Origin of the sequence: Dyadobacter sp. CY323 (assembly GCF_021390245.1) — a bacterium.
In the GTDB taxonomy this organism is placed as follows: domain Bacteria; phylum Bacteroidota; class Bacteroidia; order Cytophagales; family Spirosomataceae; genus Dyadobacter.
In genome coordinates this window covers 229254-243025 of record NZ_JAJUXH010000013.1, presented here as the reverse complement: position 1 = coordinate 243025, position 13772 = coordinate 229254, and the positions used below count along the sequence as shown (strand labels likewise).

At 46.2% G+C, this 13772-nt stretch carries 9 protein-coding genes; 5 read left to right on the top strand and 4 right to left on the bottom strand.

The window, feature by feature from the left end:
• Positions 1–85: 85 nt before the first annotated feature.
• Positions 86–544: a peptidoglycan-binding protein LysM gene (gene lysM, locus LZG72_RS19700; RefSeq protein ID WP_233876290.1), complete on the bottom strand. Its 459-nt coding sequence runs from the start codon at positions 542–544 to the stop codon at positions 86–88.
• Positions 545–743: 199 nt separating this feature from the next.
• On the opposite strand from lysM, the gene LZG72_RS19695 reads away from it, so the two are divergent.
• Both LZG72_RS19695 and LZG72_RS19690 read left to right on the top strand, forming a co-directional pair.
• Positions 744–2375, top strand: coding sequence for a glycerol-3-phosphate dehydrogenase/oxidase (locus tag LZG72_RS19695; RefSeq protein WP_233876288.1), 1632 nt, complete (start codon positions 744–746; stop codon positions 2373–2375).
• Between the two features lie 33 nt (positions 2376–2408).
• Positions 2409–3452 carry a beta-ketoacyl synthase chain length factor gene (locus LZG72_RS19690; protein WP_233876286.1) on the top strand — a complete coding sequence of 348 codons (1044 nt, stop codon included), beginning with the start codon at positions 2409–2411 and terminating at the stop codon, positions 3450–3452.
• A gap of 2 nt (positions 3453–3454) precedes the next feature.
• On the opposite strand, the gene LZG72_RS19685 is transcribed toward LZG72_RS19690, so the two are convergent.
• From LZG72_RS19685 to LZG72_RS19675, 3 genes are read right to left on the bottom strand one after another with little or no spacing between them, the layout of a single operon-like run.
• Positions 3455–4690: an NAD(P)/FAD-dependent oxidoreductase gene (locus LZG72_RS19685; RefSeq protein ID WP_233876284.1), complete on the bottom strand. Its 1236-nt coding sequence runs from the start codon at positions 4688–4690 to the stop codon at positions 3455–3457.
• Between the two features lie 2 nt (positions 4691–4692).
• Complete coding sequence (locus LZG72_RS19680) at positions 4693–6225, bottom strand: NAD(P)/FAD-dependent oxidoreductase (protein ID WP_233876282.1); 1533 nt, start codon at positions 6223–6225, stop codon at positions 4693–4695.
• A gap of 46 nt (positions 6226–6271) precedes the next feature.
• The gene (locus tag LZG72_RS19675) at positions 6272–10105 is read right to left on the bottom strand and encodes a trifunctional MMPL family transporter/lysophospholipid acyltransferase/class I SAM-dependent methyltransferase (RefSeq protein WP_233876280.1); all 3834 of its coding nucleotides are present in this window, start codon (positions 10103–10105) and stop codon (positions 6272–6274) included.
• Positions 10106–10250: 145 nt separating this feature from the next.
• Between LZG72_RS19675 and hutH the strand changes: the two genes are divergently transcribed.
• From hutH to LZG72_RS19660, 3 genes are read left to right on the top strand one after another with little or no spacing between them, the layout of a single operon-like run.
• Positions 10251–11780: a histidine ammonia-lyase gene (hutH, locus tag LZG72_RS19670; protein ID WP_233876278.1), complete on the top strand. Its 1530-nt coding sequence runs from the start codon at positions 10251–10253 to the stop codon at positions 11778–11780.
• A complete protein-coding gene (gene fabG / locus LZG72_RS19665; protein ID WP_233876277.1) occupies positions 11777–12508 on the top strand; it encodes a 3-oxoacyl-ACP reductase FabG in 732 nt (243 codons plus the stop codon). Before hutH ends, fabG begins: the two co-directional genes overlap by 4 nt.
• Positions 12508–13725 (top strand): beta-ketoacyl synthase, encoded by a 1218-nt coding sequence (locus LZG72_RS19660; RefSeq protein ID WP_233876275.1) that lies wholly within the window; start codon positions 12508–12510, stop codon positions 13723–13725. The genes fabG and LZG72_RS19660 overlap by 1 nt, the downstream gene beginning before the upstream one ends.
• Positions 13726–13772: the final 47 nt, after the last annotated feature.

The window sequence follows — 13772 nt, the reverse complement described above, 5'->3', positions numbered from 1 at the left end:
GCTAACAGCTAACAGCTAACAGCTAACAGCTAACAGCTAACAGCTAACAGCTAACAGCTAACAGCTAACAGCTAACAGCTAACAGCTAAACCGCCGGAATCCTTAATACCTGTCCCGGATAGATCTTGTCAGGATCGGTTAGCATTGGTTTATTTGCTTCGAAAATGATCGGGTACTTCATCATATCTCCGTAAACGGTTTGGGCGATTTTGGAGAGTGTGTCCCCTTTTTCCACAGTGTGGTACGTAGCTTTCGGAGCTGGAGTTGCTACTTTCAGGCGGTCGTCCACAACTTTCACGCCTTCTACGTTTCCAACTGCCAGCGCAATTTTTTCCGCATCTTCCTGACTTGCCACTTCACCTTCAATCGTGACTGTATCGCCCGATGTTTTGACAGTCAGGTTGTTATATTTTAAACCGAGAGATTTGACATGTGCCAGTAAAGCACTCGCACGCAATGGTTCAACCTCAGGAGTGGGAGCGGCGGCAGCTTCCTTTTTAAAAATGCTTGCACCTTTCCCCGTAAAAATCGATAATAAGCCCATAAATGTTGTTTTTTGTTAAATGATGTATTGGGACTGATCAGAAAGTTTAGTTCTTGAACTTCAACGTTCTAAGTTTTTCAAATGCAATTATTGTACCATGCGGCAACCTGCATGTTTGTGATCGGAAAGGAAAATTAACGCCCCAACTTCGTACTTTTGCCATAAAGCAACCATAACCAGACTCTTCTTTCCATTGCCAATGAACCGCCCCGCATCCATTAATAAATTAAAAAGTGAAGAGTTTGATATCTGTATTATCGGCGCGGGTGCGAGTGGGGCCGGCTGTGCGCTGGATGCTGCGTTGAGGGGTTATAAAGTCGCATTGATCGATCGGAAGGATTTTGCCTCCGAGACCTCTTCCCGCTCTACGAAGCTGATCCACGGCGGGGTCCGGTATCTTGAGCAGGCATTTAAAAAACTGGATTTTGGGCAATTGAAGCAAGTTAGGCATGGTTTGGAAGAGCGGCATATTGTGTTACGCAACGCTCCGCACCTGGCACGTCCGCTGGCACTACTGACGCCCGTAAATTCCTGGTTTGAGGGGCTGTATTTTAAGATCGGTTTACAGATGTATGATGCATTTGCCATCAATGATTCTTTGCCAAAAAGCCGGTGGCTCAACAAAAACGAGGTACTTGAAAAAATCCCGACCTTAAACCCGAAAAAGCTCCATAGCGGTGTGCTGTATTACGATGGTCAGCTCGACGATGCGCGGTACTGTCTGGCACTGGTGCAATCGGCGTCAGAAAGCGGCGCTGCGGTTGCTAACTACGTGGATGTGGAGGGTTTTGAAAAAGATAATGAGGGTAAACTGACTGCGGCCCGGGTTCGTGATGTGCAAACGGGCGACAGCTTTCAGATCAGGGCAAAACGGATGATCAATTGTACCGGTCCATTTTCAGATAAGATCCGGTTGCTGGCAAATGAAACTTTGACCGAGCGGATCAGGCCAAGTAAAGGGGTTCACATCGTGCTTTCTACCGAGACCTTGAATAGTGAATATGCCATGCTTATTCCCAAAACTTCGGACGGGCGGGTGGTGTTTGCGATTCCTTTTGAGGGTGCCATGATGATCGGGACGACGGATACGGAAGCAAATGAAATTGACGACGAGGCCACTTTGAACCAAAAAGAAAAGGAGTATTTGGCCGATACGCTGAATCCATATTTAGCTGTAAAAATCAAGACAAGTGAGTTGAAAGCCGGCTTCGGTGGATTACGCCCGCTCATTGCGGCCGATCCTTCCAAATCTACAAAAAGCCTGGTCAGGGACCATGAAGTGGAGGTGGACGCGGGCTCTGGGCTGGTAAGTTTGCTTGGTGGGAAATGGACCACGTATCGCCTCATGGCAAAGGATACGATAGACCAGGTGGATGAATTGTTTTCAAAGGTAAACACTTGTAAAACAGCAGATCACATATTGGCTGGCGGTGAAAACTATTCATTCGATTTGTGGACTTCATTGAAAGGGAAATATTTGCTGGACGAGGATATTTGCAAGCATTTAGTGAAAAAATACGGTTCCAGAGCGGAAGGTGTTGCCTTGCTAACACTAACAAATCCGGAACTTAAAGACCGGTTGTGCGCAAGTTATCCGTACATAAAGGCGGAAGTCGTGTATGCGGTCCGGACAGAAATGGCCGTGACGCCCCGGGATTTTCTTGCAAGGAGGATCCGGCTGGAAATCACAGATTGGAATGAAACCTTAAAATGTCTGCCGGTTGTTACCGGTTTGATGGCTCTGGAATTAGGTTGGAGCGGGCAGGAGAAGCAGAAGCAAGAGCAGGATTATGACTTGCAGGTACGAAAATTTATTGTTGACGCGCAATAGCCGGAGTAAACATCAAATCATTGTCATTTAAGCATGTATATTACCGATTCGACCTGCATTTCGCCTCAAAGAACATTCGATCATTCTTTTCTTGATGGGGATGTTCAGCGTAACCAGGGAGTAAGATACAGTGCCATCGAACCAAATTATGGACAGCTGATACCCGCAGGTTTGCTGCGGAGGATGGGAAAAGCGGTGAGAATGGGAGTGGGCGCAGGCCTGCCTTTGATTCAAAAAACTCCTGTCGACGGGATCATTTTAGGTACTGCCAACGGTGGGTTGGAAGATTGCCTGCGCTTTTTGAACCAGATCGTTGATTACAAAGAAGGTACTCTCACGCCGACAAATTTCGTCCAGAGCACTCCCAATGCTATTGCAGGTAATCTGGCCCTCATGAGCAAAACCACCGGTTACAACATTACACACGTCCACAAAGGCCTGGCTTTTGAAGCTGCATTGCTGGATGCGTTACTTTTATTACAGGAAAATCAGCTTAAAACCTTACTGGTTGGTAGCGTTGAAGAGATTTCAGACTATAATCATAATATTGATTCGCTTGCCGGGGCATTTAAAACCGAAGATATTTCATCTGAGGAACTGCTGTCATCCGACTCTCCGGGCTCGGTAAATGGCGAAGGATCTGCCATGTTTGTGATGGAATCTGGCCGAACTGACCGGACCATAGCAAGAGTAGTAGATGTATTTCAAAGCAGCTATCTGCCTGAGAGTGAGCTTGAAGGAGCGATATTTGCATTCTTGGAGCGAAACGGGCTGACTGCCCGGGATATTGACACGCTTTTTCTGGGAGTCAGCGGAGATAACCGGACTGACCACATCTACAAGAACCTGAACGTCAATTTTTTTACTGATAGTAATTGCTACTGGTTCAAGCATCTGGCGGGCGATCATCCCACCGCTTCGAGCTTTGCTTTTTGGCTGGCGGTTCAGCTTTTGGCTGGCAAATCCATTCCGGATGTCTGCATTTACAGGCATGCACAAGATCGCCAGCCAAAAAACATCCTCATTTATAATCATTTCAAAGGAACGCAGCACGGCTTTATTTTACTGGGAAAGTAACTTTACATCTCTGCCCGCTCCTTCATTTTGATCACTTTCGCTAGTGTTGACAGAATCGTATCGTGCTTTTTTACAAACGGATTGGTTTGATCCCATACATATCCGGCCAAAACAGAGCAGATTTGATTTTTAATATCGTCATCAATTTCCTGCGCGAATACAATGGTTTGAAAATCACCATTATACCATCCTGCCACGTAGCTTCTGAAAACGTCAATGCCTTTCTGGATCACATCTTCGTATTCTGTTTTCCAATCCAGTTTTTCACCCTGCAGATGCCGGTGGGTCATTTTGGCGGATAACAAACCCGATGCAGTCGCAAAGGTGACGCCTGACGAGAAAATGGGGTCCAGAAATTCGGTACTGTTTCCTGAAAGAACAAAGCCTTCGCCGAACATCTTTTTCACACCAATTGAGTATCCCAGAATATGACGCGGTTCAAATTTTAGCTGCGAACCGGTAAAACGTCCTTTCAGATCCTCGAACTCGCGGATGAAGTTTTTGTATTTCAGGCCATCATTTTCAGCAAGTTCCATGATTTTTTCCTTGTTGCCCACAACACCCACCGAAGTCGAGCCATCAGAGAAAGGAATGGCCCAGATCCAGGATTGATTGTTGTCGAAAGAATGGACGAAAATATTATTGCTTGCTTTTTCAGTCCGGTTTTTATCTTCAAGGTGTGAAAATATAGCGCCTCGCGGGGTGAACGAAGAGGGTTTACTCAGATCAAATAACCTCGGCAAAACGCGCCCGTAGCCACTGGAATCGATGATGAACCTGCATTCGACCTGATTTTCGTTGCCGTTTATATCGCGGTAGGTCAGGCTCTGCCTGTCAGCGCCGCAGGTTACGGCCAGTACTTCGCATTCAAAATTGACGTCGACACCTTTTGCACGTGTGGCCTCTGCCAGGGTACTGTCAAAATCTGCGCGTTTGACCTGCCAGGTCCATGTCCAGCCTTTTGTAAATTGTTCCGAAAAGAAAAACTCACATCGTTTTTCGCCCCGCATGAAAGCAGCGCCCGTTTTTCTCTGGAAATTCAAGGGTTTTACGGCTTCAAGAAGACCGGCCTGATCCAGGTGCTCCATGCAGCATGGCAGAAGACTTTCACCGATCTGGAACCGGGGAAACTTTTCTTTTTCCAGAATAGTAACCTGGTATCCCTGTTTTTTTAAATAAGAAGCTGCGACAGTTCCGGCTGGCCCGGCACCGATCACTACAACATCAACGGTTTGCATAATCAGGCATTTTTTACTTTTTGAATGAGTTTATCTTTATCTACAAAGGCAAAGCAAGTGACGAATGCACTAACCGTCACGCCCAGAATTCCGTGCATGGAAATATTCTGGCCGGTTAAGTGCAGGTTTGAGATTTTTGTTTTTGTATTGATCTGAGTCCTCGACGATGAGCCGGAATCCTTCATAATACCATATAATGAACCGTCGCGGTTCCCGATGTAGTCGCGGAATGTGAGTGGAGACGCGCTGTGGACCGCTTTGATCTTTTCTGAAATGCCCGGGAACACTTCTTCCAATTTACGGATAACCTGTTGTTCCTTCTCTTTTTTGAACTGATCGTATTCGGCGTCTCTTTTGCCGGGCTCGGCTACAGTGCTGAATGTCCCGGCCCATCTGGCCGTTTCCGACGCGTTCATATACGTCATAATGGACATAGAATCCGCATATTCGCCGGTTTTTGAAATGTACGGTGTACAAATGAAATAGGTTTGCGGCCAGGTTTTTTCATCATAATCCACGCCGTCCCACACATTGTCGATATGGTGCTGATAAATGTTGTAGTTCAAATATGGGAAGGTTTTTTCTTTAAAGGTAACGTGTACCAGAAATGTGGAAATGCTGTTTTCCAGGTTCTGAACCCTGTTTTTATATACATTTAAAAACCGCTCGCTGCCGAATATGTCGATGGTGACGGCCGGATGGACATTTGAAATAAACTGCTTCCCGCGAATGGTATCGCCGTTTTCCAGAACCACCTCACTTACTTCGCCGCGCTCATTATAGTTGGCCGAAACCACTTTCTTATGCTTGTAAATCTCGCCGCCATTTTGCCGGATCACCCTGCTGAGATGGATTGCAATCTGCGAGCCGCCATCCACAAACTTGTATGCGCCGGATAGATAACTTTTCATGATCAGCGCATGGACGTAAAACGGCGTTTTCTCTTTCACCCCTGCATATAAAAGATTGGAGCCTGCCAGTACATTGCGCAGCCTCACATTGTCGGTAAGTGAAGCGATGTAATCGTGCGCATTCATGCCGGTCAGCTCACCGTCCATCTGATAATTTTCGTCCGAAATGGCCAGGTTATAAAGTGGAAATTTGCTGCAAACCTGCACGATTTTCGCGCAGTAGGCTTTTATTGCATCAATTTCTGCGGGAAAATAGGAGATGAGTTTCTCTTCAAAATGTTCGAGTCCCTGGGAATAAGCAAATTCGCTGCCGTCGTCAAATCGGATCATGTCAAACTGATCCTCATCCATCCGCTTGATTTTGAGTTTGTCCAAAACCCCGAAATACTTAAAAAACTGGTACAAATTCTCGCCCGGATCCAGACTACCTACGTAATGTACGCCGGTATCAAAAATGCTTTTATCGCGGCTGTAAACCTGTAAATGGCCGCCAATCTGATGGTTTTTCTCTAAAACTACCACACGGTGACCCTCCATTGAAAGGATAACTGCGCAAGCCAGACCGCCCAAACCACTTCCTACAATCACGAAATCATACTCTTTTTGCTCTTCGGAAGATTGCATTAAATCGAATTAATCAAATGGTTACGAAATGGGTTTTGTCAAAATCTCAGTCCTTTGTTAAGATGAAAAGAACGTTGGAGGTATTGTTCGAATGTTCTCGGATTTGGTAACCAAGATGACAAGAGTTGGCAAATTTTTTGATGTCGGCGGAGGAAAAGAAATGAAATTCTTCTTCTTTCTTATTAAACGAAAATAATCCGGTCGACAGCGCCTCGGTCTTTTTGGTATTCCGGTGTTTCTGTTCGAGATCGGTGATGCCGTCACGAATGAAAATAATTCCGCCCGGATTCAATGCAGCCGCGCACCGTTTGAGCAAATTGAGCTGTTTTTCTTTCGATAGGTAATGCAGAATATCATTTAAGAAAATCACATCCTGCGTTCCGAAATTCGTTGTCATAATATCCTGGGCAAGAAACCGGAGGTGCGAGGTTTTGTTGTAGCTGTTTTTAGCGATCAGGATCTTTTCTTCATCATAGTCTACGGCGGTTATAACCCGTTCCTCATTTTTATAATGTAAATAAAAGGACAGGTATCCATACCCACAGCCGATGTCCAGTAAGTTTTTCCGCTCGCCGATCAAAGCATTGTATTCGGTGAAATTCCGGCCTTCCAGCCTCCATTTAATCTTGAAATACCATTCCAGCACCGGGCCTTTAAACACATAATTGGTAAAAATCTTGTGTTTCAGATACGAAACGTCTTCCATTTCGTATTTAAATGCCTCATACTCTTTTTTAAAATGCGTGGCGATGGATTTTGTTTTGTCACGAAGTTGCGCGCCCCATTTTTCATCGGCGTAGCGAACCCGCGGCAACACACGTACGTTCAAAGCGCCTGGCCGGATCAAAAAATCATTTTTGGGCAACACATCCGAAGCCCCGTGAATGAGGATCGGCTGAATGTCCAGGTGAAGTTGTTCGGCTAGGAAAAAGGCGCCTTTATGAAAACGGGTGATATTACCATCTTCCGAACGCGTTCCTTCCGGGAAAATAAGGATCGAATAGCCTTCTGCGACCAATGCCTTTACTTTCTCAATATTTTCTTCCGGCCCGTCATCGGTATAAACGTATCCCGCAAAACGGATGATCGGGCCGAAAAAAGGTGAATTGTACACCCAGCCTTTGACCATGAGCACAATCTTCGGATGCAGCATAATCGCCAGCAGAATGTCCAGAAAGGAAGTATGATTGGCAATAAAGATCACCGGTTTTTGCATATCCAGATTTTCCAGCCCCGAGAAATTCTTCCTGACATGGGGACCGGAGTAAATCACGGTTTTGGCATAAAAGGAAAGCGATTTGTTGATCATTTCCCGCTTTTTAGTTTTCGGAATGGGCAGGAGTAAAATGGTGACCAGCTTGGAATGCAGAAAAAGGCAGCCTGATAAAAAGTAGGTAAAACTGGAAATGCTGATCAGGAACGGCAATAGTGTCACGGGCGCTTTTTTTCGCTCAATGCGTTTTTGAACAAAAAAATCAAACAGTATCGGCTGGAAAACAAAGGAAATGAACAGAATGCAAACAATGCCTAAAACGCTGATCAGGGAAATGGAATGGATGGCGGGATGTTTGGCAAAGAAAAGTACGCCGGTACCGATGATCGTGGTGGCCGCAGATAACGCAATCGCGGATTGGTAGGAGCGTAGCGTGTCTTTTTTGTATTTGTATTTGCTTAATAATCCATCCGTCACAAAAATGCTGAAATCGTCGCCCAGTCCGAAGATGAATGTGGTAACAATCACATTAACAAAGTTGAACTTGATGTCTAAAATCGCCGCAATTCCAAGTATCCAGATCCAGCTGATAACCATCGGCAAAAAGGATAACAGTGTTAATTCTATCCTTCCGTAGACGATTAATAGCGTAAAAAAGACAATGGACGCAGAAATGAGCAGCAGGTAGTTAAAGTCGTCTTTTACCATTGAAAGCATTTCTCCGGCCATTTCGCCCCGGTCAAAAATTGCGACGCCGCTGATTTGCCGGAGCTCTTTTTTTACGGCTGAAAGCTTTTCCTGGTTAACGATGAGTGTCGAAATATAAGTCGTTTCCGCTGGTTTTGAATCAATTAAATTATTGACTCCCAGCTCGTTGAATAGGGTATCAAGTGACACCGAGCTTTGGTACCGGCCAGCTACCCAGTTCTTGAAATCATCGAAAGCATCGCGGTTGAATCCATTTACAGCGGCAGCTTTATCGATGGTTTTGAATGTGGAATCTTTACGGCCCAGGTTCCAGAAGTTGTTCCACCGGTTTGTCCGTTCCAGGCTCAGGTCGCGGGGGATCAGCAGGGCACCGGAGGAAACAAAGCTGCTGAGCGAGCCATTTTCGCGCAATGAAACCAGCTTTTTATAAACGGTATGATTTACTTTCTGTGCATTTAACTGATTCGGATCGGTGGTAAAAACATAAATCCGTTTTTCGTTTTTTGGATCAATGCCTGTTAACGCTTCTTCCCGCGCCTGCAAATCGCCATCCTGAATGCTCAGGTTATCAAAACCACTATCAAACCCGGTAAATCGCGCAAAATACAGGAAGAAAATAGTCAGGACGGCGATGGTGGCGAGTACAGCCGGGCGCCATTTAGCTGGCATCACAGGAAATGAAAACGACTTTTCTTTATCGGGTATCTTTTTGTAGTCAAAAGAAGCCGAGCGAAGAATAATGGGCAATGCAACGAGTGTAAACAAAGCCGCGCCGAGCAGACTAAGTGAGGAAAACAGCCCGAAATCTTGTAAAACTGTTGAATTCGCAAAATGCAATGCACTGAAAGCCATTACGGTAGTAAAACTTCCGGTCAGTAAAGGGGCACTTACTTCCTTGATTGCAGTCTCGATGGAGCGGGTATGGCGCAGGTGGGTGAAGAAATGAAATGCATAATCCAGCAGTATGCCAAAGATTACTGCGCCGGTTGCCAGTGAAATCCCGGAGATTTCAGGCCGGATAAAACCGATGATCCCCAATGCAAAAATGGCCCCGAACAATCCGGGAAGAACAATGTAGATCGGAATGAGGATTTTCCGGTAGTATAAAAAAAGCAGCAGTAAAATGCCGCCAAGTGCGATGAAAGATGTCGCATATGAATCCTGCTTGACCTGGATCGCATTGCGGGCTGCAATCTCAAATGTGCCGAAATACGTAAAATGGTTATACTTATGCTGATTGTTCCATTTATGCTTGAATGCCTCGGTCAGCTTAAACAACTCTACATTCGAATCCGAATTACCTGAATCAAAGCTGGTTGAGGCGAAAACGATCACTTTTTTGCGGTCCGACGAGAACATGATCCCCTCGTCCATGACCATGCCATTGGAATTGTTGTTGGCATTCAGGTTTTGGAAAAAAGGTCCGGTAATGCCGAGCGGATCGTTGAGTACAAACCTTTTCAAAAACGATCCACCTGGCGTGAGCAACTGGTTATATGCTGATTTCACAGCCCCGCGGATGGAATCGCCGGCAATTCTGGTTTCTATATGTTTGTAATAATCCGAACTTATTAGCTGCGGGAAATGCGCGTAAACGTATTGGTAAACGTCTTCCTGGACATTGGGCCGCTCGGTCTGAATGTTACGGATGTAACCTTTGGTATATCTGGTGAGTGAGTCTGAAAACTCTTCTCCGATGAGCCGCGCGTCGTCAGTCGATGTTTCGGCTGGGATTTCAATGGAGAAAACAATTTGATTGATGATGTTCTTGTTTTCGAGCAGCCGGTTAAACTCTTCAAAGCTTTTTCCTTTGGGTAGGGTAGCAAAAATGCTTTCAGTCACTTTCAGCCTGGAAATTCCAGTAAGAAGAACGACAATGAGCAGGATGAGACTAAGGAAAAACGCTGTTTTGTGACGGGAAAGGAATTTGTTTAACCTTACTAATAAATCTCCGGTCATTGAAAGGGGAAGCGAGAGTGACCGACAAAATTAACGAAATGAAACGATCCGGCAATGTCATTCATAGCATCCGGCGCGCGTTTGATGGTTTGCCAAAACCGTAAAAAAAGATTTATTTTACAGCATTAAAACACGCCGTTCCTAAATGAATCGAATTTCCTTAGCTCAGATCGAGCAGTATGCATTTGAAAAGAAGGAATTTATCTTAGCCGAAGAAGCCCTCAATCAAGTATCAAAATCTTTCGCCTTTCTAACGAATTTTTCCAAAGACAAAATCATATACGGGATCAACACCGGTTTTGGCCCGATGGCGCAATACCGGATTGAGACCGATAAGCTGAGCACACTTCAATACAACCTCATTCGAAGCCATTCGAGCGGGATCGGAAAGCCGCTCAACGAAGTTTATGCCCGCAGTGTCATGGTCGCCCGGCTAAATTCCTTTTTGCAGGCAAATTCTGGCGTGAGTACTGGCGTGATCAAACAATTGGTCGCATTTCTAAACAACGGCATTGTTCCCGAGATCTTCGAGCACGGGAGCGTCGGCGCCAGCGGCGATCTGGTGCAGCTTTCGCATCTGGGGTTAAACCTGATTGGCGAGGGATATGTGTATGATACGGGGGTGAGAAAAGCAACGTCGGAGGTGTTGGCTGAAAAAAGCATTGCGCCCCTGAAAATGGAATTGCGAGACGGACTTGGGCTGATCAATGGTACTTCCTGCATGACCGGGATGGCGGCGATCAACCTGATCTATTCTAAAAGGCTTTTGCAGTGGGCGGTGGCAGCATCATCCATGCTCAATGAGGTAATCGAAGCGTTTGACGATTCATTTTCCAAAGAGCTCAACGCTGTAAAACATCACCGCGGCCAGCAATTGATCGCCCAGCAAATGCGTGATTTTGTAGCGGGTAGCAAGCTGATCCGCAGTCGAGAAGAGTTGTTCAAAGATGATACCGCAATGCAGCGGAAGGAATTCGAGCGGAAAATCCAGGAATACTATTCCGTTCGGTGCGTTCCTCAAATTCTCGGCCCGATCCTCGATACGATTCTGTATGCGCAGGAAGTGGTCGAAAATGAGCTGAATTCGACGAATGACAATCCGATCGTAAGTCCGGAAGATGACAATGTATTTCACGGCGGCAATTTCCACGGAGATTACATTTCATTGGAAATGGATAAAGTTAAGATCGTTCTGACCAAACTTTCGATGCTCATGGAACGCCAGCTCAATTTCCTGATGAACAGCAAGTTGAATGGCAAATTCCCTCCGTTCCTGAATGCGGGTACCTGGGGGCTTAACTTTGGTTTTCAGGGGATACAGTTTACGGCTACTTCCACGACTGCCGAAAATCAGGCATTATCCAACCCGGTGTATGTGCACAGCATTCCCAATAACAATGATAATCAGGATATTGTGAGCATGGGAACGAATAGTGCCGTGATCGCAAAACAGGTTTTAGAGAATTCATTTCAGGTAATGTCCATTCACATCATGGCGATCTGCCAGGCGGTGGATCTGCTGGAAGGCGATGAGAAGGAACTGCTTTCCCCGAATGCGAAATCCATTTATAATCAAATCAGAAAGCGGGCGCATTTCGTGAAAGACGATCTGCCGCAATCCGAAAGTATTGCAGCCGTTTTGGAGTATATTAAAGAAACCCCATTTCAGTTATGAGCTGCGCATTGGTAACCGGAGCTTCGAGAGGGATCGGCAGGGCCATTGCCGTGCAGCTGGCAAAAGATCACGGTCTTCACATTCTGGTAAACTACGCTTCAAATCAGGCTGCGGCCCAGGAAACACTTGCGGAAATCGAGGCGGCTGGCGGAAGTGGCGAATTGCTTCCATTTAATGTACAGACGAAAACGGAGGTGGACGAAGCATTGAACGACTGGAAGGAAAAGAACGAAGACAAGCATATCAGCGTTTTGGTGAACAATGCAGGCATTACACGCGACGGTTTGTTTATGTGGATGCCCGAACAGGATTGGGACGATGTGATGAACATATCCACCAAAGGCCTTTTTAACGTGACGCAGAATGCAATCCAGCAAATGCTCCGGAAACGCACGGGACGGATTGTCAATATCGCGTCCATCTCGGGAATGAAAGGAAATGCAGGGCAAATGAATTATTCGGCGGCAAAAGGCGCCATTATTTCTGCTACGAAAGCATTAGCGCAAGAAGTCGCCAAACGCAAGATTACCGTCAATGCAGTCGCGCCAGGTTTTATCACAAGCGACATGACCAAGGATTTGAATGAGGAGGATTTGAAACAAATGATCCCGGTAAACCGTTTTGGGAAAGCTGAGGAAGTAGCGCACCTGGTGAGTTTTTTGGTTTCCGACAAAGCAGCTTACATTACCGGGGAAGTGATCAATATCAACGGAGGAATTTATTCATAATGAGCCAACGCGTCGTCATAACAGGTATCGGAATTTACTCTTGTCTGGGCACCGACCTCGACGAAGTGACGAAATCGTTGTATGCCGGCAAAAGCGGGATCATATTCGATCAGAGCCGGAAAGACTTCGGTTTTCGGTCTGCATTAACCGGAATGGTGGCAGAGCCGGACCTAAAAAATTATTTGTCGAGAAGGCAGCGGGTAGGCATGCACCAGCCCGCGATTTATGCTTATATGGCCACGCGGGCAGCTTTGGAGCACTCTGGACTGGATATCGATTTTCTTGAAAAATCGGAAACCGGTATCATTTACGGCAACGACAGTACCGCAGCTTCCGTGGTAGAAGCTGTTGATAAAGCAAAGGAAAAACGCGATACGACCCTCATCGGAAGCGGCGCTATTTTCCAGAATATGAACAGCACTGTAAACATGAACCTGTCGACGATTTTCAAGTTGAAAGGCATCAATTTTACATTAAGTGCAGCCTGCGCGTCGGGTTCGCATTCAATCGGGATGGGCTACCTCATGATCAGCCAGGGATTACAGGACCGAATCATTTGCGGCGGCGCCCAGGAGATCAATGCGGCATCGATGGCCAGTTTTGATGGGTTAGGTACATTTTCAGTCCATGAATCCGAGCCTGCCAAAGCATCGCGGCCATTTGATAAAGACCGGGATGGATTGATCCCGAGTGGCGGGGCGGCTACTGTCATCCTGGAATCGTATGAGTCGGCGATAAACCGCGGAGCTCCGATCCTGGCTGAATTGATTGGTTACGGGTTTTCATCGAATGGCGATCACATCTCCAATCCGAGTATTGAAGGCCAGATCCGCTCGCTGAAAATGGCACTCAAACAAGCCGGAATTAGCACCAACGATGTGGATTACATCAATGCGCACGCAACTTCCACTCCAGTGGGGGACGGCAGCGAGGCGCGGGCGATCTTTGAGGTTTTTGGAGATAAGGTGCCGGTAAGTTCAACCAAATCCATGACCGGACATGAGTGCTGGATGGCCGGGGCCAGCGAAATTGTATACTCGCTGCTGATGATGCAAAACAATTTTATCGCACCAAATATCAATTTCGAGAATCCGGATGAGGATTCAGCCAGGATTAACATCATACCTGAAACCAGAGAACAAACCATCAATTGCTTCCTCTCTAATTCTTTTGGTTTCGGCGGTACCAATTCCACACTGATCCTGAGGAAGGTCTGAAATTTAATCCCCATTGGACTTCGAATAACTTCGTAACCGGCAAACTG